This is a genomic window from Pelomonas dachongensis (genome assembly GCF_043555865.1).
GTDB lineage: Bacteria > Pseudomonadota > Gammaproteobacteria > Burkholderiales > Burkholderiaceae_C > Pelomonas > Pelomonas dachongensis.
The window spans coordinates 679671-702193 of the sequence record NZ_JBIGHY010000001.1 but is presented as its reverse complement, the minus strand read 5'-3'; the positions used below and the strand labels follow the sequence as shown (position 1 = coordinate 702193).

The following is a 22523-nucleotide window of genomic DNA, read 5'->3' as shown; positions in this document are numbered from 1 at the left end:
AGCACCGCTCGGCTGGCATGATGCGCGGCGTCAACCCAAGGCACCGAAGGGGAACGGAATCATGCAAAGCTCAGGCACTCCCACCCTCTACGAATGGGTTGGCGGCATCGAAGCACTGAATCGCCTGACGAAGCGCTTCTATGAGCATGTCCATGCAGACCCCCTGCTCAGCCCCGTCTTCGCGCAGATGGACGCCTCGCATGCCGAACATGTCGCCGCCTTTCTGGCCGAAGTGCTGGGCGGTCCAGCGAGCTACTCGGCGCAATATGGCGGCCATCCGCACATGGTTCGCAAGCATCTCGACCGCCACCTGACCCAACCGATGCGACGCCGCTGGGTGGAGCTGCTTCTTGCCACGGCCGATGAACTGGCGTTGCCCGACGATCCCGAGTTCCGGTCGGCACTGGTGGGCTACCTGGAGTGGGGCTCCAGGCTGGCCGTCATCAACTCCCAACCGGGCGCCGCGGTGGACCCCGACGCACCGATGCCCACCTGGGGTTGGGGCGAAACCAAAGGCCCTTACCTGGGCTGAGGCCGCGCCGCCGCGGCCTGCGCAGGCCCGGCTCGCATGACGCGCACCCTCAGCGGCGCGGCATCAGCCGAGCTTGAAGCTGCTCACCAGCCCCGCCAGCCGCACGGCCTGCTCCTTCAGCGACTGCGCAGCGGCGGCGGACTCCTCCACCAGCGCGGCGTTCTGCTGGGTCATCTGGTCCAGCTGCGTCACGGTGCCATTCACCTGGGCGATGCCCTGACTCTGCTCGACCGCCGCGGCGCTGATCTCGCCAATGATGTCGGTCACGCGCTGCACCGAGCCGACGATGTCGGTCATCGTCCTGCCCGCGTCATTGACGAGGTGGGTGCCGGCCTCCACCCGGTCCACGCTGGCGTTGATCAGTGCCTTGATTTCGCGCGCCGCCTCCGCGCTGCGCTGCGCGAGGGACCGCACCTCGCCGGCCACCACCGCAAAGCCACGCCCCTGCTCGCCGGCCCGTGCCGCCTCGACCGCAGCGTTCAGCGCCAGGATGTTGGTCTGGAACGCAATGCCGTCGATGGTGCCGATGATGTCCGCGATCTTCTTGCTGGCCATGTCGATCTCGCCCATGGTCGTGACAACGCGCGACACCACATCGCCGCCGCGGCCGGCGGTCTCGGCGGCGGCGCCGGCCAGCTGCTTCGCGGTCATGGCGGCGTCTGCGCTCTGACCCACGGTGCCGGTCAGCTCGCTCATCGAGCTGGAGGCCTGCTGCAGGCTGGAGGCCGTCTGCTCGGTGCGCTGCGACAGGTCCATGTTGCCGGTGGCCACCTCGCTGGAAGCGACCTGGATGCTCTCCGCCGACTCGCGCACCTGACCCACGATGCCGGACAGAGACTGCTGCATCGCCGCCAGCGCCTGCATCATCTCGGCAGATTCGTCGGTGCCGCGCGCCTCCGGGGCCCGCGACAGATCGCCATCGGCCATGCGCGCGGCAAAGCGCTTCGCCGCCACCAGCGGGCCGATGATGGAGCGCGACAGGCCCACCGCCAGCGCGGCGCCGATGACGACGCAGACCGCAAACGCCACCAGCAGCGCCACCAGGATGCCGCTGACCATGCCATCGACCCGCTTGAACACATCGTTGCCGCGAAGCGCCAGGTCCGTCTCGATGTTGTTCAGCATCGCCAGCGCCGGGTCGTAGGCCGCATCGGCGACCTTGATGTCCTCGAACGCCGACTGGGCATCGGCATAGCCGTCGGCCAGGATCTTGTCGATCGCCGGCTTGACCGCCTTGCGGTAGTCGCTCATCAGCGCACGGAACTTGGCAAGGTTGTCCTTGCTCTGCTGCTCGGAGACGACGGCGCCGAACTGGTCCAGCGTCTTGTCCATGGCGGACTGGGCCTCGTGCCAATCCTTGCTGGCCTGCGTCATGCCGTCCTTGTTGAAGATGCTTGCGGCCAGCGTGGACGTGGCGGTCTTGCTCATCAGCAGCTGGGTGCGTGCGGCCACCGCCAAGTTCGTGACCGGGATGAGCTTCTGCGTGATGCCCTGGATGGCTTTCTGAGAAACGTGCAACCCGAAGCCGCCTACGGCGACGAGCACCGCCGTCATCGCGAGGATGAGCCCGAAGGCGAGCCACAGGCGGGGTTGAATGCGCAGACGACGCAGCATGGGGTTCTCCAGGGTGTACGGACATTCAAGCAGAAAGCCTGCTTTTCGACGCGAGGCCTGCTGTTAGGCTCGCGGCATCGTTCACGCCACGGCCCCCCATGAGCTTTCTGGCCATCGACATCGGCAACACCCGGCTCAAGTGGGCCGTATACCCCCACGGTGCCGAGCCCGGCAGCCAACCGCTGCAGCACGGTGCCGTCTTCCTCGAGAACATCGACCGCCTCGCCGACGAAGACTGGCAGGGCCTGGCCCCACCGGAACGTGTGCTGGGCAGCAACGTCGCCGGCGACGCCGTGCGCCGCCGGGTCGAGGAGCAGATGGAGCACTGGGACCTGACGCCGCGCTGGGTCGTGCCGTCACCCGAGGCCGCCGGCGTGCGCAACGGCTACGACCACCCGACTCGCCTGGGCGCGGACCGCTGGGTGGCCGTCATCGGCGCACGCGCGCACGCCCGCAAACGCGGCTTCGACGGCCCTGTGTTGATCGTCATGGTGGGCACTGCGGTCACCGTGGATGCGCTGTCGGCCGACGCGCAGTTCCTCGGCGGCCTGATCCTGCCCGGCCACGGCATCATGCTGCGCGCACTGGAAGGCGGCACCTCCGGCCTGCGTGTGCCGACCGGCGAAGTGCGCGACTTCCCCACCAACACCAGCGACGCACTGACCACCGGCGGCACCTTCGCCATCACCGGCGCCATCGAGCGCATGCACCGCCTGCTGACCCAACGCGAAGGCCGCTCACCCATGCTGCTGATGACCGGCGGCGCCGGCTGGAAGGTCGCGCCAGCGGTGGATGTGCCGCATGAACTCGTTGAAGGGTTGATCTTCGACGGGTTGTTGGCGGTGGATGCGGCGCGAGGGTAAATCCTCTGGGGAGCCAGCCCCCCTGAACCGGCGCCCTTAGGCAATCAGGGTTTCAGATGACTCCGTAAGGCCTCAACTCGGTGCGTGCGTTGTCGCAGAGTTGTCTGAATGGTCCACTGGCAAGAAGCATGGGGACAAACTGGTCCGCCACGCGCTGGCCCGCCAGGGAGTCACTGGGAAAATGGATCCCGGCGACGACTCGGTTGTCGGTCACGCGATCCGCAGCTGACTGAATGCCTCCCATCAGTCCTGGCTTGACCCCAACACCGTCCCGCATCAAGAGCAGCGCCATTTGGCCTTGGGCCGCATGGCCGCCGGGATAGGCAGGGTGACCCGGTGTCGGAATGACGGTCGACCCGATCTGTGCACCGGGAATGTGGATGGGTCGCGCCCTGTTGAACTTCTGCTTCAGCTGAAAGAGCCCGGGCCGCAGATCGAAGGTTGCAACGAGAAGCAGGTGCCATGTGTCCGGCAACTTCTGCGCCCAATTGGCAGCGGTCGCACCGCTGATGCTCAATGACTGGATGAGCGGCCACAGGGCACGCTCTAGATCCTTATCCTCGTCGAGGATTTCTTGCTGTCGCGCTGGTCTGTCCGGAACTCGCGCGGCCACCTGGTTCCATTCGACATCGGCACCCTCAGGCGGCCACTTCAGAGCGACGGAGCGACTCCAGGTCTGGCTGACAAAGCTGGTTTCAGCATCGATGAGGTCCAGGTAGCCTGCATCCCATTCAGGGAACTGGGTGTAGTTGGCCATGTCGTCCTCCCGGGATTCAGAATTCGTAGCTGAGCAGCGTGACTGCGACAGCGTCTTTGAACCAAGTGGGGTTCTCCCTCCGCCATGTCTTGACATCGTCTCGCGAGCCCATGATCGGCATGAAGACCAGTGTGACGACGGGTCCGCTGTCGGGCACGACCTTTCCTGGCAAAAATGAGGCCAAACGCCAGAAGTCTCCTTCCGCGCTGGCGGGAAACTTGGGAGCTCTGGCCTGATCGGGCGGCGGTGTGCCGGAGCCCCTGGGCGCAGGCCCTGAACCCGTCGCGTCAACCAGCAAAGCAGGAACGGGCGGTGGCTGCATCGTCTCCGTCGGCCGGCCCTCTGCGCATGGCAGCTTCCAAGGTTTACTCGGGTCAGACACCACATCGCAGGACGGCGCCTGCAAAACCGCCTTCACCCAGCAAAACCTCTCTTTGATTGATGCGCTGACTTCGGCCATGCTCTCTCCCTGATGTGTTGTCGCCAGCACGCCCCATGCGCGCTTGAAGGGCCGAAGCCTAGTGAACGCCACCCGGCTTGAACACCTTAGAAGTGACTATGTCTCTGACTCGCAGAACGCTCAGCCTGATGCCTTTGGCGTTCACAGCTTTGGCCCTCACGGCCTCTGAACACCGCGCACTGCGGCGTCAAGTCTTGCTGATGGGACGCAAGTCTCCGAGCAGCGACGGCAGCTATGCGAGCTTCATCAAAGCGATGCGAAAGGTCCACGCGAAGTTAACTGAGAGGCTTGACTTCCGTTTTGTCGACGTCGAGAACCGCGCGGGGCACGATCCCGCCGCCGCATTGCGTCGCGCGCTGGAATTCCGGCCAGACTTGCTCCTGGCACCCAATGGCGAATTCGCCAAGCTGGCCACCGAGGTTTCTGGCGGCGTTCCCATTGTTTTCTCGTCTTACGTGCACCCGGTGCAGGCTGGCTTCGCCACCTCCATGCTTCGCCGCGAAGCGGCGATCACCGGCGTCTGGGTTTCGGAGCATCTCGATGGCAAGCGGCTTGAACTCCTGAGGGACGCGTACCCCGCCATCCAACGTGTGGGCGTGATGATGGATGCGTCGTGGCGTCAGTTGGCCGATCGGCTGGCGCCTGTGGAAGCTGCTGCACGAGACCTCGGCATGACCGCCCAGGTCTTCGTGGTGGAAACGGCCGAGGAAGCTCAAGCCGTGCTCGACGAGCCAAGTTCGCGCGATTTCGACGGATGGGTGCTCCCACGCAGCTACATGGCAGTCCTGGCCACTCCTTTGATCATCAAGCGGCTGCGCGAATGGAAGAAGCCGCTGATCGTGGGCAACACGGCCGATGTACGCAACGGAGCCGCGATGTCATACGCCACGGATACCCGGTTCATCTGGCCAAGCCTGGCGACGCTCGCGGGGCGAGTTCTGGCCGGCGAACATGCCGGCCGCATTCCGATTCAGCGCCCACAACGCTACGTACTGGCCTTACGTGCAGGCCGGGACACTGGACTGCCTCCGCCCAGTGCCGAAGTCGTCAGACAAGCGGATTTAGTTTTCAGATGAGGTGGCGCGCGTTAGGGCCTTCTTCCCTGCGCTCGTCCTGGCGCCTGCCCCTGTCCCGCCGCTACGCGCTGTGGCTGAGCGGCGTGACGTTGACGCTGTTGATGCTGTCCGGTGCCATCGAGAGCCGTTTTGGCTATTCGGAGTCGCTCGATCACATCAGCGTTCTCCAGGAAGTGCAGGCTGAAAGCGCCGCGCGCGAGATTTCCAGCTATGTCGCCAACATCGAAGCCGGAATCCAGGATGTCGCCAAGATGCCGTGGGGGCGAATAGGCTATGGCGATGATCAACGCCGGATCGAATTTCAACGGCTGCTCAAAGCCGTGCCGGCGATCACCGAGCTGCAGGTTGTTGATGGAACGGGCCGGGAGGAACTGCATGTTTCCAGAAGCGCCCGCGCCCGGGTCGGCAGCGGGGCCATGATCGATGAACCAGCGCTGGCTGAAGTCCAGCAACCCGACGGTGTCCGCCACGGCAGAACCTTCTTTCGTGACGGAGAACTTCCCACGACACGGTTCTCGGCCTTCGACGGCGAAGGTGCAGTCGTGGCAACGGTCGACCTGCGCCTTCTTTCCGAGGTCACCGCGCGGCTGAGTTCGACGGGCAGGAGCTTGGCCTACATCGTTGACGCGGGCGGTCTACTGATCGCGCACCCTCAGCCCACGCATGTTCTCGGCAGGCGTGACCTGTCCAGTTCCGAGGCATTCAACCGCGCAGCCCGAGGCGCGGGCGACGGCTCACATGTGAGAGGCATGTCTACGCTGGACTTTGACGGCCAGCCGGTGATCACGACGGCAACCAAGGTCCCGGGCACCGGCTGGCTGGTCTTCATGGAGCAGCCACGCAGCGAAGCCTTGAAGCCGGCCTGGGCAACATTGACCCGAACCTTATTGCTGGTGGCGCTCGGCGGAGCCGCAGCACTGATGCTGAGCGTCGAGTTTGGCCGTCGGATGGCGGCGCCCATCGTGGCCCTGCGGCGAGTGACGGCCCAGGTGGCTGATGGCCAACTAGAAGCGACCATTCCGCCGCAACGCGAGGATGAGGTGGGGGACCTGGCCGCAGACTTCAATCGCATGATCTCCCGCTTGCGTGACCTCTACGCCAGCCTCGAAGCCAAGGTCGCCGAGCGCACCGCTCAACTGTCCGCCGCCCGCGACGGAGCCGAGCGCGCCAACGCCGCCAAGACCCGCTTCCTCGCCGCGGCCAGCCATGACCTGCGCCAGCCCATGCACTCGATCAGCCTGCTGCTGGGCGTGCTGCAAACCCGTCTGGACCACCCTGAGCACCTCGCGCTGGCCGACAAGATCCAGTCGTCCGTCGCGACGATGGAGAGCTTGTTCGGTAATCTGCTGGACATCTCCAAGCTCGATGCCGGCGCGATGCAGGCGCATGTGGAGGATGTCGAGCTGGGCTGGCTGCTGCATCGACTGGAGCAAACGTGGGCGCCGCAGGCTGCCGAGAAGGGACTGCGGCTGCGCGTGCGCGCCTGCCACTTCGTCGTGAGGGGAGACGCCGCGCTGCTGGAACGCATCACCGGCAACCTCGTGGCCAACGCGATCCGCTACACGCGAACGGGCGGTGTGCTGGTCGGCTGCCGCCGCCGCGGCGACCAGGTCGAACTGCAGGTCTGGGACAGCGGCCCGGGCATCGAGCCGCGCTACCGGGAGGCCATCTTCGAGGAGTTCTTCCGCATTGAGGCGCCCGGCACGAGCGCTGAGAAAGGGCTGGGCCTGGGGCTGTCCATCGTGCAGCGGTGTGTCCACATGCTCGGCTACAGCCTCATCGTGTCCAGCCGCGTCGGCTACGGCACGCTGTTTCGCTTGGTAATGCCGCTGGCTCCCGCCTCAGCAGCATCACACCGCGCATCACCCCGGCAGGCGGCCAGCCAGCAGGCACTGGAGGGCCGCTTCATCGTCGTCGTCGACGACGAGGGCATGAATGCGCACGCCCTGGTGGATGCACTGCACGCCTGCCGCTGCCATGTGGTGGCCGCCGCCGGCTGCGACGAGGCGCTGGCCGAATTGCAGCAGCATCTGCGTGTGCCCGACCTCATCGTCACGGACTACCAGCTGGGCGGCGGGCGCGACGGCTTCGAGGTCATCTCGCGGCTGCGTCAGCACTACGACGACGACATTGCGGCGCTGATGGTGACCGCCAACACCGATGCCAGCCTGCAGCCGCGAGCCAGCGCTGCCAACACGCGGCTGCTGCACAAGCCCATCGGGCTTCAGCGGCTGCTGGAGGCCATGCAGTCGTCGCTGGCGCCCTGACCCGCCGCGGGCTCCTCGAAGTGCAGGCCCATGCGGCCGGCAGCCAGCACGGCCTGCGTGCGCGTCGTCACGTTGAGCGCGCGCAGCACGGCGGAGGTGTGGGCCTTGACGGTGCTCAGCGACAGGTTGAGCTGCCGACCAATGAGCTTGGCGGGCTTGCCCTGCAGCAGCAGGTGCAGCACGTCGGCCTGGCGCGGCGTGAGGCCCAGGTCGGCGGGTCGGCGCCCTGCGGCAGGCGACGCCACCGCGGCGGATCGCCCTTGCGCGGGTGCGGCAGCGACGGCCGGGGACGCGCGAGCCGCGAGGAAGACCGAAGGCGGCAGGTAGATGCCCTTGGCCAGGATGAGACGCAGCGCACCCAGCATCACCTGCGAGGTCGAGCTTTTCGGGATGAAGCCCATCGCGCCAGCGTCCAGCACGGCCATCACGGTGTCCTTGTCGTCAGACGAGGACATGACCACCACCGGCACCTCCGGATGCTCCAGCCGCAGCCGCTGCAATCCCTCCAGGCCGGACAGGCCTGGCAGGCCCAGGTCGATCAGCACCAGATCGGCGCTGCCGCGCTGTGCCAGCAGTTCGAAAGCGGCCTCGCAGCTGCCGGCCTCCCAGGTTTCCAGCCCTTCCACCAGCGGCTTCAGCAGCAGCGCCACCCCTTCTCGAAACAAGGGGTGGTCGTCGATCAACAGAATTCTCATGGGCAGCCTCCCTGCTGACTTCCATGGTATCGACGGCACCTTGCCTGCGGGCGCTGTACGACCCGTCCCTTTGGCCGAGCCGGATGGCCGGGCCAAAGAACACCGGGGCGCCGTACCTCTGGGCAATGGCGGGCGGGCCGGGCGCTCACCAAACTTGATGACAGAAGCCGGCACCGTCGTGCGGCAGCAGCTCAGGGGGATTCATGTTGCACACCGCCATGTCCGAACGCCGGGTCAGCCCTCCCACCCAGCCGTACCAGGTGCTGGCAGCGCTGCCGCAACCTCTGCTGGTGCTGCTGCCCGACCGCCGCCTGCTGTTCGCCAACGCCAGCGCCAACCACCTGGCGGCCGAACAACTGGGCCAGGTGCGGGCGGACCACCTGATGAGCCTGGGACAGCTCGGCGCGCCCCAGCTCGAAGAGCTGCTGTCGCACGCGGCACAGGGCACGTCATCACGCATCGGGCTGTGGTTCACGCCCAGCCTGGCCACCGGCTGGGTGCATGCCGCCCCGCTGGCGCCCGCCATCGCGCTGGCGTCCAACTGGCCGCAACACAGCGTGCTGCTCGCCGTGCATCTGGACCAGCCCGCACTGACCCAGGCCGCCCGCATCGACGCGCTGACGCGCCAGTGCCGGCTCAGCCAGGCCGAGCGTCAGGTGCTACTGCTACTGGCCGACGGCGAACCGGTGGAGGCCACGTCGCGTCACCTCGGCCTGTGCGTCAGCACCGTCCGCAGCCACGTGCGCAACCTGCTCGGCAAGACGCAGGCGCCGACTCTGATGCAGTTGCTGCGCTGGACCGGCAGCGCGGCCACCCTGCCGCACTGAGCGGTCAGAGGATGAAGCGGCTCAAGTCCTCGTTTGCCGCCAGTGCGGCGAGCTTGGCATCCACCGCAGCGCCATCCAGCGACAACGTCTGACCCGCGCGATTGGGCGCGTCGAAGCTGATCTCATCCAGCAGCCGCTCCATCACCGTGGCCAGGCGCCGCGCGCCGATGTTCTCGGTGCGCTCGTTCACCTCGAAGGCAATCTCCGCCAGGCGGCGGATGGCCTGGGGCTGCAGGTGCAGCGTGACGCCCTCGGTCGCCAGCAGTGCCTGGTACTGCTTGACCAGGCTGGCGTGCGTGCTCGTCAGGATGGCTTCGAAGTCGGCCACCGACAGCGAGTCGAGCTCCACGCGGATGGGCAGGCGACCCTGCAGCTCGGGGATCAGGTCGCTCGGCTTGCTGAGGTGGAAGGCCCCGCTGGCGATGAACAGGATGTGGTCCGTCTTGACCAGGCCATACTTGGTGGACACCGTCGTGCCTTCCACCAGCGGCAGCAGGTCGCGCTGAACGCCCTGGCGCGACACCTCGGCGCCGCCGTGCTCCTGGCGCGACGCCACCTTGTCGATCTCGTCGATGAAGACGATGCCCATCTCCTGCGCGTTCGTCAGGGCGACGGTGCGGATCTCTTCCTCGTTGACGAGCTTGGCGGCCTCTTCCTCGATCAGCAGCTTGAAAGCCTCGGCGACCTTGAGCTTGCGGGTCTTCTTCGGCGCGCCGCCCATCTGGCTGAACATGCCCTTCAGCTGCTCGGCCATGTCCTCCATGCCGGGCTGGTTGCCGAACGGACCCAGCAGCTCCACGGCAGGCTTGGGTGCCAGCAGGTCCAGCTCGATGTCCTTGTCATCCAGCTGACCTTCGCGCAGCTTCTTGCGGAAGTTCTGGCGCGTTGCGTTGTCGGCATCCGCCCCGGGCAGCAGCACGTCCAGGATGCGGTCCTCGGCCGCGTCCTCCGCGCGCGTCTGGCAGCGGCGGGTCGCGCCCTCGCGCTCCTGCTTGACGGCCACTTCGACCAAGTCGCGGATGATGGAATCCACGTCCTTGCCGACATAGCCCACCTCGGTGAACTTGGTCGCCTCAACCTTGATGAAGGGGGCACCCGCCAGCTTGGCCAGGCGGCGCGCGATCTCGGTCTTGCCGACGCCGGTCGGGCCGATCATCAGGATGTTCTTGGGCGTGATCTCGCCGCGCAGCTTGTCGTCGACCTGCTGGCGGCGCCAGCGGTTGCGCATGGCGATGGCGACGGCGCGCTTGGCCGCCTGCTGGCCAACAATGTGGCGGTCGAGTTCAGAAACGATTTCTTGAGGGGTCATGCTGCTCACTCCAGCACCTCCAGCGTGTGACTCTGGTTCGTGTAGATGCAGATCTCGCCGGCAATCTCCAGCGACTTCTTGACGATGTCAGCCGCGCCCAGCTCGGTGTGGTTCAACAGAGCCTTGGCAGCCGCCTGTGCGTAGGCGCCGCCGGAACCGATCGCGACGATGCCCTGCTCGGGCTCCAGCACATCGCCGTTGCCCGTGATGATCAGCGACGCACTCCTGTCGGCCACGGCCAGCATGGCCTCCAGGCGGCGCAGCACGCGGTCGGTGCGCCAGTCACGCGTCAGCTCGACGGCGGCGCGCACAAGGTGCCCCTGGTGCTTCTCCAGCTTCGCCTCGAAACGCTCGAACAGCGTGAATGCATCGGCCGTGGCACCGGCAAAGCCAGCCAGCACCTGGTCGCGGTACAGCTTGCGCACTTTGCGCGCACTGGCCTTGACGATGGTGTTGCCCAGCGTGACTTGGCCGTCGCCGCCGATGGCGACCTGCCACCCAGTGGGCGTCTGGCGGCGCACCGAGATGATGGTGGTGCCGTGGTAGACGGCATGAGATGAGGATTCGGAAGACATAGGACCTCCAGATAGGGGCGGAGGCCCGAGGTGCAAGATCAGTTGATCCGCACCTTGACCTTCGCGTGCTCGTTGATACCCATGGCGCCGAAGAACAACGCCACCAGCCGATGCGCGTCCGTGAACACCACCGAGCGGTTCTCCGCGCGGCGCTGCAGCACCCAGTTCAGCAGGTCGCCGGCCGCCATGAAGTCCAGGCGGATCAGCCGGGTGCAGCTGATGTTGATTAGCGTGGCGTCGCGCACTTCGCCGGACATCACCTTCAGCGTCTCGGAGATATCGCCGCTGAGCTGACCCATCAGGTCCAGCTGGACCACGTTGACCTCGGAGACGCTGGTGTCCAAGAAGCTGGACTGCGCCTCGCTCTGCATCGTGCTGGTGGGCGCCCCGTGCGTGGACGTTCCCTCGCCGCCGATGCGAACGCGGCAGCTGGCGCGCTCCCAGGAGGGCGGCGAGACCTCGTAGGTCACGCAGTAGTCGATGGCGGCCTCGTCGAACTGATCCGGGCGGTTGGCCAGGCGCAGCGCTTCCAGGCGCAGCATCCACAGCGCGGGGTCGGTGTCGCGCTCGCCCACCGGCGCCAGCTCCTTCAACTGGTTCAGGAAGTGGTCGCCGCCGATCCAGCGCTGGTCCACCTGCTGCCCGGCCCATTGGCGCATCAACTGGCGCATCTGGATGGCCGCATCGATGTCGACTTCGTCCACGGAACCCCAGTCGAACACCCACGGCATGGGCAACGTCTCGGTGCGCCGCTGCAGCAGCGCGACATCCTCGCTCGTCAGCACGGCGGGCGCCGTCCAGCTGACCTGGCCCGTCTTGCCCATGGGCGTGCGGCTGGCATGGCGCGTCGTCTCGGCCACCAGCTTGGGCATGGAGAACCACTGCGGCGCCGACAGACCGAACTGCTGCGCGTACTCGACCGCCAGCGCCTCGAACTTTCCCTGCCCGCCGGTGGCGCGGTAGTGGTCGAACAGCACCAGCCAGGTCTCACCGTGCAGATTGCGGCTGCCGCCCGGACGCACCAGCTCGGTCAGCGCGTGCTCGCTGCTCTCGTAGTCGGCATTGGCGAACGCGATGACGGCCTCGTCCAGCTCGGGATCGTGCACCAGCTCCTGCACTTCCATCGGGGCGGTCGACTGCGCCAGCGTGAACGACAGCGGCATGTCCAGCACCGGCAGGTCCGGCAGGTGACTTGCGGGCGAATCCGACAGCGGCGGAATGGCCGCCCCCATGGTCACGGCTGCGGGCGGCGGCGGCGCTGACAGGCGCTCGGTCTCACGCGGCGTCGAGAACTCGCTGACACGACCACGCGCGACGGCGGCCGTAGGCGGGCCGGCCACCGTGGACGAGAACGCGGCGGGCCGTGTGCTGGTCTCGTAGAAGCCGGGCTGGTGCTTGGGCACGGCCTGCGTGGTGGCGAAACTCTCGCCGACCATCTGCTGCTCAATCTCGTCGATCTTGGCCTTCACGCCCAGATCGATCTTGGAATTCGGCTCGCTGAGCCGCTCGTCATCACCCAGCTTGGACGGCGACGAAGCGGCCAGCGCGGCCAGTTGCTCGGGCGTCAACCCCTCGCGGCGGATGCGCCGCAGCATGTCCAGCTCGCGCTTGCGCACGAAGTCGTTGCGGCGCTTGCGCTCCACCATGGCACGCAATTCGGCCTTGGCGAGGTCGCCCTCGGGGTCATCCTGCCGCGAGTTGATCTCCGCCCAATCTGTCGTCGGGTTGGCGACGAAACGCGCAACTTTGCGGAAGAAGCTGTCGCCTTCCTTCGGGTCTGCGGGCTTGGATTCAGACATGCGGCGGAGCGTATCAGTCCCCGAACATCTTCTGCTTGAGCTCGCGACGCTGCTGCGCTTCCAGTGACAAAGTGGCGGTCGGGCGTGCGATCAGACGGCCCAGACCGATGGGTTCGCCGGTCTCGTCACAGTAACCGTAGTCGCCAGTGTCGAGGCGGCCGATGGACTGCACGATCTTCTTCAGCAGCTTGCGCTCGCGGTCGCGCGTGCGCAGTTCGAGCGCATGCTCTTCCTCGATGGTGGCGCGATCGGCCGGATCCGGAACGATGGTCGTGTCTTCGCGCAGATGCTCGGTGGTCTCGCCAGCGTTGGACAGCACCTCGCTCTTCAGCGTTTCGAGCTTCATGCGGAAGAACTCGATCTGCTTGGCGTTCATGTATTCCGAGTCCGGCATGGCCAGCACCTCGGCGTCGCTCAGCTCAGCGCCCGGCTTGGTCTTCCAGGCATTGACCAGCTTCGGATCGCCCTTGGCGGCCACGCGCGGGGTCTCGTCGGCCTGGTTCGCACCGCGGGCCGGCGGCTTCGGCGGTGCGAAGCGGTCGGCGAATCGGTTCGCAGGTGCGGGCACCTCCAACGTGGCGACGTCGGCGCCGGCATCGGTCTTCTTCGCACCCTTGGGTGCGGCGGCAGTTTTGGGGGCCGGGGTCTTGCTCACAATCTTCTCCTCGCTCAGGGCGTGTATCGGCGCGGTGTCAGACCTTGATCCCACTGCTTTTCAGCCGGCGGCCCATTTTTGAGCGCGGCGGATTGTAGCCATGCGATCCCGCTGGTCTGCACTCCCCTGAAAGCGGTGCTTCAGGGGCGAAAGCATCACGCCAGACAACCTTCCAAACCTTGCATCAGCACGTCCTTGGGCAGGTCGATGCCAATGAACACCATCTTGCTCTGTTTTTTCTCCCCCGGCATCCACCGCGGGCCCAGATCAGAACCCATCATCTGATGAACGCCCTGGAAGATGACCTTCTTGTCCGTGCCTTTCATGTGTAGGACACCCTTGTATCTGAGCATCTTGGGGCCGTAGACCTGCACGATCGCGCCCAGGAAGTCCTCCAGCTTGGCCGGGTTGAAAGGTTTGTCGGAGCGGAACACGAAGCTCTTCACGTCGTCGTCATGCACATGGTGATGCGGGTGGTCGCAGTGCTCACCGTGCTCATGGTCGTGATGATGGTGGTGGTCGTGTTGATCGGCCTTCAGGAAGTCGGGGTCGATCTCCAGCTTGGCGTTCAAGTTAAAGCCGCGCAGGTCGAACACCTGGGCCAGCGACACCTCACCGAAATGCGCCGTCTGAATGGGCGCACGCGGGTTCATGTGCTTGATGCGGTGGATTAGCGCCTCCACGGCCGCCGGCTCCACCAGGTCGCTCTTGCTGATGAACAGCTGATCGGCAAAGCCGACCTGCATTCGCGCTTCCTGACGGGTGTTGAGCTGCTCGTCGGCGTGCTTGGCGTCCACCAGCGTCAGCACCGAGTCCAGCAGGTAGGCCTCGGCGATCTCGTCGTCCATGAAGAAGGTCTGCGCCACCGGGCCGGGGTCGGCCAGGCCGGTGGTCTCGATGATGACGCGGTCGAACTGCAGTTCGCCCTTGCGGCGCTTGGCGGCCAGGTCGCTCAGCGTGGTGCGCAGGTCTTCGCGGATGGTGCAGCAGACGCAACCGTTGCTCATCTGGATGATCTGCTCGTTGGTGTCCGAGACCAGGATGTCGGTGTCGATGTTCTCTTCGCCGAACTCGTTCTCGATGACGGCGATCTTCTGGCCGTGGGCCTCGGTCAGCACGCGCTTGAGCAGCGTGGTTTTGCCCGCACCGAGGAAGCCGGTCAGGATGGTGGCGGGGATCAGGCCTTTGGCGGCAGTGGACATGGCAGGACCGTTTCGAAAGAAGGCAGGGAATGTGGGGGCTGGCCGCCGGGGTGCAAGGGCAGTCAAACCAATCGGCTATTCTGTCCTCTCCGCAATATCCTGACAGCTCCCTTGAGCGAACCGCAATCAGGCAGGCCCCCATCGCGCGGGGCCGCCAAACATCCGCCAGAGGCACGAGGCCTGCTGGTGCGCATGCTGGAGTTCCTGCACCCCGGGCCGGACTCCAAGACCGAACTCATTGAAACGCTGGCCGACGCCGAACAGCGGGAGCTGATCGAGCCCGAGTCGCGCCAGATGCTGGAGGGCGTGCTGCGCATGGCCGAGCTGTCGGCCGGCGACGCCATGGTGGCCGCGCCGCGCATGGACCTGCTGGACATCGACGCGCCGTATGAAGAGCTGCTGCACATCGTCATCGACACGGGCCACTCGCGCTTCCCCGTCTATGAAGACAACCGCGACAACATCATCGGCATTCTGCTCGCGAAGGACCTGCTGAAGATGCAGCGCGCCCCCGAGCTGAACCTGCGCGCGCTGCTGCGGCCCACGGTCTTCGTGCCGGAGAGCAAGGGACTCAACGAGTTGCTGCGCGACTTCCGCTCCAACCGCAACCACCTGGCCATCGTCATCGACGAGTTCGGCAACACCGCCGGCCTCATCACCATCGAGGACGTGCTGGAGGAGATCGTCGGCGAGATCGAGGACGAGTTCGACGACAAGGACGGCGAGTCGGGCCTGTACACGCTGGCCGACGGCAGCATGCGCGTGGCGGGCGACGCGTCCATCGCCGCCGTCAACGGTGCCTTCGCGCTGGCGCTGCCGGAAGACCACTTCGACACGATCGGCGGCCTCGTGGCCCACGAGCTGGGTCGCGTGCCGCGGCGCGGCGAGGTGGTGCGCATCGCGGGCCTGGACTTCGCCGTCATGCTGACCCGCGGCGGCGCCGTGCGCTGGTTCAAGGTCACGCGCGCGCCGTCCGAAGAGACCGAGGCGTGAAGATCGCGACGGCCGCCGCAGCCGCTCTGGCGGCGGGTTTGCTGCAGACCGCCTCCTTCGCGCCGACCCATGCCTGGTGGGCGCAGATCGCCGCACTGGCGCTGCTGTTCGGCCTCGTGCAGCGCGCCAAGCCCAAGGTCGCCGCGCTGTGCGGTGCGCTGTTCGGCTGGAGCTGGCTGACAGCGGGCCTGTGGTGGCTCTATATCAGCATGCACGACTTCGGCGGCATCCCCGGCCCGCTGGCGGTGCTCGCCGTCGCGCTGCTGGCGGCCTTCCTGTGCGGCTACTACGCGCTGGCGCTGGGCCTGACGGCCCGCTTCATCGCCCCGGGCCGCTGGCGGCTGCTGGCGCTGGCACCGGCCTGGCTGCTGGCCGAGCTGGCGCGGGCGACATGGCTCAGCGGCTTCCCGTGGATTGCTTCAGGCTACGCGCACACGGCCGGCCCGCTGGCCGGCTGGGCGCCGTGGGTGGGGGTCTACGGCATCACGGTGCTGGCGGCGCTGGCGGCGGTCGGTGCCGTGCTGCTGAAGGAGAGCCGTTGGGCCTGGGGCCTGCCGGCACTGCTGCTGCCGCTGGCTGGACTGGTGATGCCCCAGGACTTCACCACCTCCAGTGGCCGACTGGCAGTGTCTCTGGTGCAGCCCAGCATCCCGCAAGACCAGAAGTTCGACGCCGAGCGCTTCGCCACCAACCTCGCTACGCTGGCCGGCCTGATCGACTCGGCCCAGGGTCAAGTCGTCATCACGCCCGAATCCGTCGTGCCACTGCCGCTGATCGATCTGGACCCGGCCACGCTGCAGCGCCTGTCCCGCCCCGACCGGCCGGCGCTGCTCGGCGTCTTCCTCGGCAATGCCGACGAGGGCTTCGTCAACTCCGTCATCGCGCTGGGCGGCGACTACCACTACGGCAAGCGCCACCTGCTGCCGTTCGGCGAGTTCATCCCGCCCGGCTTGGGCTGGTTCGTGCGCGCGATGAACATCCCGCTGGATGACCAGGCCCGTGGCGACCACCAGCGCGCCTGGTCAGTCGCCGGCCAGCGGTTGCGGCCGCTGATCTGCTACGAGGATCTGTTCGGTGAAGACATCGTGCAAAGCGCTGTGGGGCCGGACGCGGCAACCGTGTTCGTCAATGTCAGCAACCTGGCCTGGTTCGGCGCCGTCATGGTCCAGGACCAGCACCTGCAGTTCTCTCAGATGCGCGCGCTGGAGTTCCAGCGGCCCATCGTGCGCTCTACCAACACCGGCGCGACCGCGGTCGTCGACCACCGGGGCCGTCTCACCGCCCGCCTGCCGGCACTGGAACGCGGCGTGCTGGAGGCCGACGTCGACGGCCGCAGCGGTAGCACGCCGTACGCCCGCTGGCTGGCCGCGGTGGGCCTGTGGCCGCTGTGGGCAGCGGCGGTGCTGGCATTGCTCGGGATCCGCAAAGCCGCCCAATAGAATCGGCCACCCCCGTTTTCTGGCCTCCCATGCTGACCTTCCAGCAAATCATCCTGACGCTGCAGGACTACTGGTCCCAACAAGGCTGCGCGCTGCTGCAGCCCTATGACATGGAAGTCGGCGCCGGCACCAGCCACACCGCCACCTTCCTGCGCGCCCTCGGCCCCGAGCCCTGGAAGGCCGGCTACGTGCAGCCCAGCCGCCGCCCCAAGGACGGCCGCTACGGCGAGAACCCCAACCGCCTGCAGCACTACTACCAGTACCAGGTCGTGCTGAAGCCTGCGCCGGCCAACATCCTGGAGCTGTACCTCGGCTCGCTGGAGGCCCTCGGCTTCGACCTGAAGAAGAACGACGTGCGCTTCGTCGAGGACGACTGGGAGAACCCGACGCTCGGCTGCTGGGGCCTGGGCTGGGAGGTCTGGCTGAATGGCATGGAAGTCACGCAGTTCACCTACTTCCAGCAAGTCGGCGGCATCGACTGCAAGCCCATCACCGGCGAGATCACCTACGGACTGGAGCGCCTGGCGATGTACCTGCAGGGCAAGGAATCGGTCTACGACCTGGTCTACACCGACGGCCTGACCTACGGCGACGTGTTCCACCAGAACGAGGTCGAGCAAAGCACCTACAACTTCGAGCACAGCGACGTGGACTTCCTGCTGTCGGCCTTTGCCGCGCACGAGAAGACCAGCCAGGCGCTAATGACCGAGAAGCTCGCCCTGCCCGCCTACGAGCAGCTGCTGAAGGCCGGTCACAGCTTCAACCTGCTGGACGCCCGCGGTGCGATCAGCGTGACCGAGCGGGCTGCCTACATCGGTCGCATACGCAACCTGGCGCGTGCGGTGGCGCACAGTTACCTGGAAAGCCGCGCACGCCTCGGGTTCCCGATGGCGCCGAAGGCCTGGGCCGATGAAGTCGTCGCGCAGATCGAATTGAAGAACAGCAAGAAGGCGGCCGCTTGATGAACCTGCTCGTTGAACTGTTTGTCGAAGAGCTGCCGCCCAAGGCGCTGAAGAAGCTGGGCGAGGCCTTCGCCACCGTGCTGGCCGACAGCCTGAAGGCGCAAGGCCTGGCCGCGACAGATGCCGCCGTCACTTCGTTCGCTTCGCCGCGTCGGCTGGGCGTGCACGTGGCCAACGTCGCGGCCAAGGCCGCCGACAAAGCGGTGCAGCAGAAGCTGATGCCCGTCGCCGTCGCGCTGACGGCCGATGGCCAGGCCACGCCCGCGCTGCTGAAGAAGCTCGCGTCCGTCGGAGCCGGCTCCGAGGTCGTGCCGCAACTCAAGCGTCAGCCGGACGGCAAGGCCGAGGCGCTGTTCTGGGACAGTCTGCAGCCCGGCGCGACATTGGCCCAAGGTCTGCAGAAGGCGCTGGATGAAGCGCTGGCCAAGCTGCCCATCCCCAAGGTCATGAGCTACCAGCTCGCCGACGGCTGGACCGACGTGAAGTTCGTGCGCCCGGCGCACGGCCTCGTCGCGCTGCACGGCAGCGACGTCGTGACGGTCCAGGCCCTGGGCCTGACGGCCGGACGCACGACGCAAGGCCACCGCTTCGAGGCCGCGCAAGCCACGATCAGCATCGACACCGCCGACAGCTACGCCACGCAGTTGCGCGAGCAAGGCGCCGTCATCGCCAGCTTCGCCGAGCGCCGTGCCGAGATCTCGCGCCAGCTCAAGGGCAATGCCGATGCGCTGAGTCTCACGCCCATCGATGACGACGCGCTGCTGGACGAAGTGACGGCCCTCGTCGAGCGGCCCAACGTGCTGACCTGCGCGTTCGAGGCCGAGTTCCTGGCCGTGCCGCAAGAGTGCCTCATCCTGACGATGAAGGCCAACCAGAAGTACTTCCCGCTGCTGGACTCGCATGGCAAGCTGACCCGCCACTTCCTGGTGGTGAGCAACATCGCGCCCGCCGACGCCAGCGCCGTCGTGCAAGGCAACGAGCGCGTCGTGCGCCCGCGGCTGGCAGACGCCAAGTTCTTCTTCGACCAGGACCGCAAGAAGAAGCTGGAAGACCGCCTGCCGGGTCTTGCCAAGGTTGTCTACCACGGCAAGCTGGGCAGCCAGGGCGAGCGCGCCGAGCGGGTGCAGGCCATTGCGCACGCCATCGTCAACCAGCTCAGCATGGCGACGCTGCCGTACACGGTCGAAGCGGACGACGAGTTCAAGGTGCTCGACAGCAAGGTCAAGCAGGCAGCGTTGCTGGCCAAGTGCGACCTGCTGACCGACATGGTCGGCGAGTTTCCCGAGCTGCAAGGGATCATGGGCGGCTACTACGCCCGCCACGAGGGCCTGCGCGACGGTGTCGCCATCGCCATCGAGGACCACTACAAGCCGCGCTTCGCCGGCGACGCGCTACCGCGCAACCACACTGGCACCGTCGTGGCGCTGGCCGACAAGCTGGAGACGCTTGCGGGCCTGTTCGGCATCGGCCAGCTGCCCACGGGCGATAAGGACCCGTTCGCGCTGCGCCGCCACGCGCTGGGCGTCATCCGCATCCTGGTGGAGAAGAACCTGCCGCTGGAACTACCCGCGTTGATCGACGCGGCCCTGCCGGCTTTTGGCGAGCTGATCAAGAACCCGCAGGAGACCCGCCAAGCGCTGCTGACGTTCTTCGCCGACCGCCTGGCCGTGAGCCTGCGCGACCAGGGCTACAGCGCCCAGGAAGTCGACGCCGTGCTCGCGCTGAACCCCACGCGCCTGGGCGACGTGCCCAAGCGCCTGGTGGCCGTGCGCGCTTTCGCGGCGCTGGCGGAGGCCGCCTCGCTGGCCGCCGCCAACAAGCGCGTCGGCAACATCCTGAAGAAGGTCGAGGGCGAGCTGCCCACGACGCTTGACGACGCGCTGCTGCAGGAAGCGGCCGAGAAGGCCCTGGCTGCGGCCATCGCCGACGTGCAGCCACAGGCCGACCTGCTGTTCGAGCAGCACGACTACACCGGCTCGCTCAAGGCTCTGGCCGCGCTGAGAGGCCCGGTCGACGCGTTCTTCGACGGCGTCATGGTGAACGCCGAAGACCCCGCGCTGCGTGCCAACCGGCTCGCACTGCTGGGCCGCTTGCACGCCGCCATGAACCGCGTGGCCGACCTGTCGCGCCTGGCCGGCTGATCCATGCCGCGCAGCGAGCCCGTGCACATGAAGCTGGTCATACTGGGCCGGGATGGCACGCTCAACCGCTACCGCGACGACCACGTCAAGGCGCCGGAAGAGCTGGATCCGCTCCCCGGCGCGATGGAGGCCGTCGCGCGGCTGAACCACGCCGGCTGGCACACGGTGCTGGCCACCAACCAGGCCGGCATCGGCCGTGGCCTGTTGGACATGGCGTCGCTGAACGCGGTGCACCTGCGACTGAACCAGTTGCTGGCAGAAAAGGGCGGGCGGCTGGACGCGGCCTTCTTCTGCCCGCACACGCCCGAGGAAGGCTGCGACTGCCGCAAACCGCTGCCGGGCCTCATCCAGCAGATCGGCGAGCGTTTCGATGTCGCGCTGCCGGTGGTGCACATGGTGGGCGCGTCGCTGACTGACCTGCTGACGGCCCAGGCTGCGGGCTGCATTCCGCACCTCGTGCTGACCGGCCCGCTCGGTTACCTGGAGCCCGGCCAGCTGGCCGAACTGCTGCTGCAGGTGCCCGATGCGCGCGTCCACGAAGACCTGGCCGCCTGCGCCGAGTCCATCGTCCAGGAGGACCGCCGCCGCGCCGCCGAGAAGCGCGGCCAGGCCCTCGCCCCCGACACCCAGGCCGGAGACCTGAACTAGATGTCCACGCTGTTGAGCGCCATCCGCTCGCTGATCTTCGTCCTCGTCCTCATCGTAACGGTCATTCCCTGGGCGCTTGGCGTTCTGGTGCTATCCATCTTCCGCCGTGGCGATCCGATCTACTGGGCCTGCGCCAACTGGCTGAAGATCGCCATCTGGAGCGCGCGCTGGATCTGCGGCGTGAAGTGGCGCATCCAGGGCATGGAGAACCTGCCGCCCGCGTCCGACCGCCAGGCCGGCGTCGTGCTGCTGTCCAAGCACCAGAGCACCTGGGAGACCTTCGCCTACCCGGCGCTGCTGAGCCATCCGCTGGCCTACGTGTTCAAGCGCGAGCTGCTGTATGTGCCCTTCTTCGGCTGGGCGATGGCGCGCATGGACATGATCCACATCGACCGCGGCCGCCGCACCGAGGCTTGGAACAAGGTGCTGAAGCAGGGCAAGCGCCTGGGGCGCCAGGGCAACTGGGTCATCATGTTCCCCGAGGGCACGCGCATCGCGCGCGGCCAGGCGGGCGACTACAAGACCGGCGGCACGCGCCTGGCCATCGAGGCCGGCCTGCCCGTGGTGCCCATCGCCGCGACGGCCGCGCGCTGCTGGCCGCGCAAGAGCTTTTTGTTGAAACCCGGCATCGTGGACATCTCCATCGGCAAGCAGATTCCCCCCGAAGGCCGCGAGCCGGGCGAGCTGATGCGCGAGGTGAAGGACTGGATCGAGAGCGAGATGCGCCGTCTTGACCCGGAGGCCTACACCGTCCCTCCGCCCGCCGGTGTCGCCGGCACCCCCGCCCCGAACCAGCGCTGAGTCGCATGCCGTCCAAGCGCCCGGCCTCGCTGCTGCAGGACAGCCAGTTGTCGCTGTTCGACGTGGCGCCGGAGATCACGCCCGCTGAACCCGGCGCGCCGCGCTCGCTGCGCGAGCTGTGGCTGGGACAGCACCGCGTCGGCTACGAGCTCAAGCGCGCGCGGCGGCGCAGCATCGGCTTCGTCGTCGGGCCGCAAGGCCTGCGCGTCAGCGCGCCCCGCTGGGTGCCGGTCACCGAGATTGAACGCGCGCTGCATCACAAGGGCGACTGGATCCTGCGCAAGCTGGTCGAGCAGCGGGAACGCCAGCAGCGCATCCAGGCCTCGCGCATCGAATGGCTGGACGGCGGCCGGCTGCCCTACCTCGGCGAGCCGCTGACGCTGGTGATTGCGCCATCGGAACGCGAAGTCGTGTGGGATGCCGCCACGCGCCAGTTGCGCTTGCCACTGCCGGGCGGCGCGTCGGCCGAGCAGATCCGCGACCTGGCCCAGGCCTGGCTGCAGGCGCGCGCGACGGAGGACTTCCTGCCGCGCTGCCACCGCTTTGCCGACCAGCTCGGTGTGGCGATGAAGTCGCTGCGGCTGTCGTCCGCGCAGACCCGCTGGGGCAGCGCCAGCGCGGACGGTTCCATCCGGCTGAACTGGCGGCTGATCCACTTCGCGCCGGCCATCATCGACTACGTCGTGGCCCACGAACTGGCCCACCTGCGCGAGATGAATCACAGCCCGGCCTTCTGGGACACGGTTCGTTCCGTGCTGCCCGACTTCGAACGCTCGCGCGACGCGCTGCGCGAGGAATCCATCGTCGCGCAGTGAGCATGGTGAATATTCCCACGCCCACTTGAACCGCAGGCATTCACATTCAGCAACACTCGCGCCAACGCTGTCACTACAGGTACCGCAGCCGGC

The 22523-nt window shown here is 67.0% G+C and carries 21 protein-coding genes; 12 read left to right on the top strand and 9 right to left on the bottom strand.

All coding sequences use genetic code 11. The annotated features are described in order from the left end of the window. Nucleotides 1-61 precede the first annotated feature (61 nt). A complete protein-coding gene (locus ACG02S_RS03410; RefSeq protein WP_394469038.1) occupies nt 62-532 on the top strand; it encodes a group II truncated hemoglobin in 471 nt (156 codons plus the stop codon). A gap of 63 nt (nt 533-595) precedes the next feature. Here the strand turns inward: ACG02S_RS03410 and ACG02S_RS03405 are convergent, their stop codons facing one another. Further along, the gene (locus ACG02S_RS03405; protein WP_394469037.1) at nt 596-2146 is read right to left on the bottom strand and encodes a methyl-accepting chemotaxis protein; all 1551 of its coding nucleotides are present in this window, start codon (nt 2144-2146) and stop codon (nt 596-598) included. Between the two features lie 98 nt (nt 2147-2244). On the opposite strand from ACG02S_RS03405, the gene ACG02S_RS03400 reads away from it, so the two are divergent. Then, on the top strand, nt 2245-3009 hold the full coding sequence (locus ACG02S_RS03400) for a type III pantothenate kinase (RefSeq protein WP_394469036.1): 765 nt from the start codon (nt 2245-2247) through the stop codon (nt 3007-3009). A gap of 52 nt (nt 3010-3061) precedes the next feature. Here the strand turns inward: ACG02S_RS03400 and ACG02S_RS03395 are convergent, their stop codons facing one another. Next, nucleotides 3062-3766 carry a phosphatase PAP2 family protein gene (locus ACG02S_RS03395; protein WP_394469035.1) on the bottom strand — a complete coding sequence of 235 codons (705 nt, stop codon included), beginning with the start codon at nt 3764-3766 and terminating at the stop codon, nt 3062-3064. 16 nt (nt 3767-3782) lie between these two features. Further along, the gene (locus ACG02S_RS03390; protein ID WP_394469034.1) at nt 3783-4226 is read right to left on the bottom strand and encodes a hypothetical protein; all 444 of its coding nucleotides are present in this window, start codon (nt 4224-4226) and stop codon (nt 3783-3785) included. A gap of 98 nt (nt 4227-4324) precedes the next feature. Between ACG02S_RS03390 and ACG02S_RS03385 the strand changes: the two genes are divergently transcribed. Further along, entirely contained in the window at nt 4325-5302 is a 978-nt protein-coding gene (locus ACG02S_RS03385; protein ID WP_394469033.1) for an ABC transporter substrate binding protein, read from the top strand. Nucleotides 5303-5385: 83 nt separating this feature from the next. Further along, the gene (locus ACG02S_RS03380; RefSeq protein ID WP_394469032.1) at nt 5386-7569 is read left to right on the top strand and encodes a hybrid sensor histidine kinase/response regulator; all 2184 of its coding nucleotides are present in this window, start codon (nt 5386-5388) and stop codon (nt 7567-7569) included. On the opposite strand, the gene ACG02S_RS03375 is transcribed toward ACG02S_RS03380, so the two are convergent. Further along, nucleotides 7527-8264 carry a response regulator gene (locus tag ACG02S_RS03375; protein WP_394469031.1) on the bottom strand — a complete coding sequence of 246 codons (738 nt, stop codon included), beginning with the start codon at nt 8262-8264 and terminating at the stop codon, nt 7527-7529. The genes ACG02S_RS03380 and ACG02S_RS03375 overlap by 43 nt on opposite strands. Before the next feature lie 218 nt (nt 8265-8482). On the opposite strand from ACG02S_RS03375, the gene ACG02S_RS03370 reads away from it, so the two are divergent. Beyond that, nucleotides 8483-9091: a helix-turn-helix transcriptional regulator gene (locus ACG02S_RS03370; protein ID WP_394469030.1), complete on the top strand. Its 609-nt coding sequence runs from the start codon at nt 8483-8485 to the stop codon at nt 9089-9091. A gap of 4 nt (nt 9092-9095) precedes the next feature. On the opposite strand, the gene hslU is transcribed toward ACG02S_RS03370, so the two are convergent. From hslU to ACG02S_RS03345, 5 genes are all read right to left on the bottom strand, one after another. Then, nucleotides 9096-10409, bottom strand: coding sequence for an ATP-dependent protease ATPase subunit HslU (hslU, locus tag ACG02S_RS03365; RefSeq protein WP_394469029.1), 1314 nt, complete (start codon nt 10407-10409; stop codon nt 9096-9098). Then, nucleotides 10406-10975: an ATP-dependent protease subunit HslV gene (gene hslV, locus ACG02S_RS03360; RefSeq protein WP_394469028.1), complete on the bottom strand. Its 570-nt coding sequence runs from the start codon at nt 10973-10975 to the stop codon at nt 10406-10408. Before hslV ends, hslU begins: the two co-directional genes overlap by 4 nt. Nucleotides 10976-11013: 38 nt before the next feature. After that, on the bottom strand, nt 11014-12774 hold the full coding sequence (locus tag ACG02S_RS03355; protein WP_394469027.1) for a hypothetical protein: 1761 nt from the start codon (nt 12772-12774) through the stop codon (nt 11014-11016). A 13-nt stretch (nt 12775-12787) separates the two neighbouring features. After that, nucleotides 12788-13429, bottom strand: a complete 642-nt coding sequence (gene dksA, locus ACG02S_RS03350; protein ID WP_394469026.1) for an RNA polymerase-binding protein DksA — start codon at nt 13427-13429, stop codon at nt 12788-12790. A gap of 155 nt (nt 13430-13584) precedes the next feature. Next, nucleotides 13585-14631, bottom strand: coding sequence for a CobW family GTP-binding protein (locus ACG02S_RS03345; protein ID WP_394469025.1), 1047 nt, complete (start codon nt 14629-14631; stop codon nt 13585-13587). Between the two features lie 192 nt (nt 14632-14823). Here ACG02S_RS03345 and ACG02S_RS03340 point away from each other — a divergent pair, with 192 nt between their 5' ends. The 7 genes from ACG02S_RS03340 to ACG02S_RS03310 are packed head-to-tail and all read left to right on the top strand — an operon-like array spanning nt 14824 to nt 22430. Next, nucleotides 14824-15624, top strand: coding sequence for an HlyC/CorC family transporter (locus tag ACG02S_RS03340; RefSeq protein WP_394469300.1), 801 nt, complete (start codon nt 14824-14826; stop codon nt 15622-15624). Continuing rightward, on the top strand, nt 15621-17063 hold the full coding sequence (gene lnt / locus ACG02S_RS03335) for an apolipoprotein N-acyltransferase (RefSeq protein ID WP_394469024.1): 1443 nt from the start codon (nt 15621-15623) through the stop codon (nt 17061-17063). Before ACG02S_RS03340 ends, lnt begins: the two co-directional genes overlap by 4 nt. A gap of 29 nt (nt 17064-17092) precedes the next feature. Next, nucleotides 17093-18025 (top strand): glycine--tRNA ligase subunit alpha, encoded by a 933-nt coding sequence (glyQ, locus tag ACG02S_RS03330; protein ID WP_394469023.1) that lies wholly within the window; start codon nt 17093-17095, stop codon nt 18023-18025. Then, entirely contained in the window at nt 18025-20166 is a 2142-nt protein-coding gene (glyS, locus tag ACG02S_RS03325; protein ID WP_394469022.1) for a glycine--tRNA ligase subunit beta, read from the top strand. The genes glyQ and glyS overlap by 1 nt, the downstream gene beginning before the upstream one ends. 27 nt (nt 20167-20193) lie before the next feature. Continuing rightward, nucleotides 20194-20814, top strand: coding sequence for a D-glycero-beta-D-manno-heptose 1,7-bisphosphate 7-phosphatase (gene gmhB / locus ACG02S_RS03320; RefSeq protein WP_394469021.1), 621 nt, complete (start codon nt 20194-20196; stop codon nt 20812-20814). Then, nucleotides 20815-21615: a lysophospholipid acyltransferase family protein gene (locus ACG02S_RS03315; RefSeq protein ID WP_394469020.1), complete on the top strand. Its 801-nt coding sequence runs from the start codon at nt 20815-20817 to the stop codon at nt 21613-21615. Nucleotides 21616-21620: 5 nt separating this feature from the next. Then, nucleotides 21621-22430, top strand: a complete 810-nt coding sequence (locus ACG02S_RS03310; RefSeq protein ID WP_394469019.1) for a M48 family metallopeptidase — start codon at nt 21621-21623, stop codon at nt 22428-22430. Nucleotides 22431-22523 lie beyond the last annotated feature (93 nt).

Excerpts from the sequence above, each read along its gene's own strand:
- ACG02S_RS03410 (WP_394469038.1), top strand. The coding sequence starts at position 62 with ATGCAAAGCTCAGGCACTCCCACCCTCTACGAATGGGTTGGCGGCATC.
- ACG02S_RS03405 (WP_394469037.1), bottom strand. The coding sequence starts at position 2,146 with ATGCTGCGTCGTCTGCGCATTCAACCCCGCCTGTGGCTCGCCTTCGGG.
- ACG02S_RS03400 (WP_394469036.1), top strand. The coding sequence starts at position 2,245 with ATGAGCTTTCTGGCCATCGACATCGGCAACACCCGGCTCAAGTGGGCC.
- ACG02S_RS03395 (WP_394469035.1), bottom strand. The coding sequence starts at position 3,766 with ATGGCCAACTACACCCAGTTCCCTGAATGGGATGCAGGCTACCTGGAC.
- ACG02S_RS03390 (WP_394469034.1), bottom strand. The coding sequence starts at position 4,226 with ATGGCCGAAGTCAGCGCATCAATCAAAGAGAGGTTTTGCTGGGTGAAG.
- ACG02S_RS03385 (WP_394469033.1), top strand. The coding sequence starts at position 4,325 with ATGTCTCTGACTCGCAGAACGCTCAGCCTGATGCCTTTGGCGTTCACA.
- ACG02S_RS03375 (WP_394469031.1), bottom strand. The coding sequence starts at position 8,264 with ATGAGAATTCTGTTGATCGACGACCACCCCTTGTTTCGAGAAGGGGTG.
- ACG02S_RS03370 (WP_394469030.1), top strand. The coding sequence starts at position 8,483 with ATGTCCGAACGCCGGGTCAGCCCTCCCACCCAGCCGTACCAGGTGCTG.
- hslV (WP_394469028.1), bottom strand. The coding sequence starts at position 10,975 with ATGTCTTCCGAATCCTCATCTCATGCCGTCTACCACGGCACCACCATC.
- ACG02S_RS03355 (WP_394469027.1), bottom strand. The coding sequence starts at position 12,774 with ATGTCTGAATCCAAGCCCGCAGACCCGAAGGAAGGCGACAGCTTCTTC.
- ACG02S_RS03345 (WP_394469025.1), bottom strand. The coding sequence starts at position 14,631 with ATGTCCACTGCCGCCAAAGGCCTGATCCCCGCCACCATCCTGACCGGC.
- ACG02S_RS03340 (WP_394469300.1), top strand. The coding sequence starts at position 14,824 with ATGCTGGAGTTCCTGCACCCCGGGCCGGACTCCAAGACCGAACTCATT.
- glyQ (WP_394469023.1), top strand. The coding sequence starts at position 17,093 with ATGCTGACCTTCCAGCAAATCATCCTGACGCTGCAGGACTACTGGTCC.
- glyS (WP_394469022.1), top strand. The coding sequence starts at position 18,025 with ATGAACCTGCTCGTTGAACTGTTTGTCGAAGAGCTGCCGCCCAAGGCG.
- gmhB (WP_394469021.1), top strand. The coding sequence starts at position 20,194 with ATGAAGCTGGTCATACTGGGCCGGGATGGCACGCTCAACCGCTACCGC.
- ACG02S_RS03315 (WP_394469020.1), top strand. The coding sequence starts at position 20,815 with ATGTCCACGCTGTTGAGCGCCATCCGCTCGCTGATCTTCGTCCTCGTC.
- ACG02S_RS03310 (WP_394469019.1), top strand. The coding sequence starts at position 21,621 with ATGCCGTCCAAGCGCCCGGCCTCGCTGCTGCAGGACAGCCAGTTGTCG.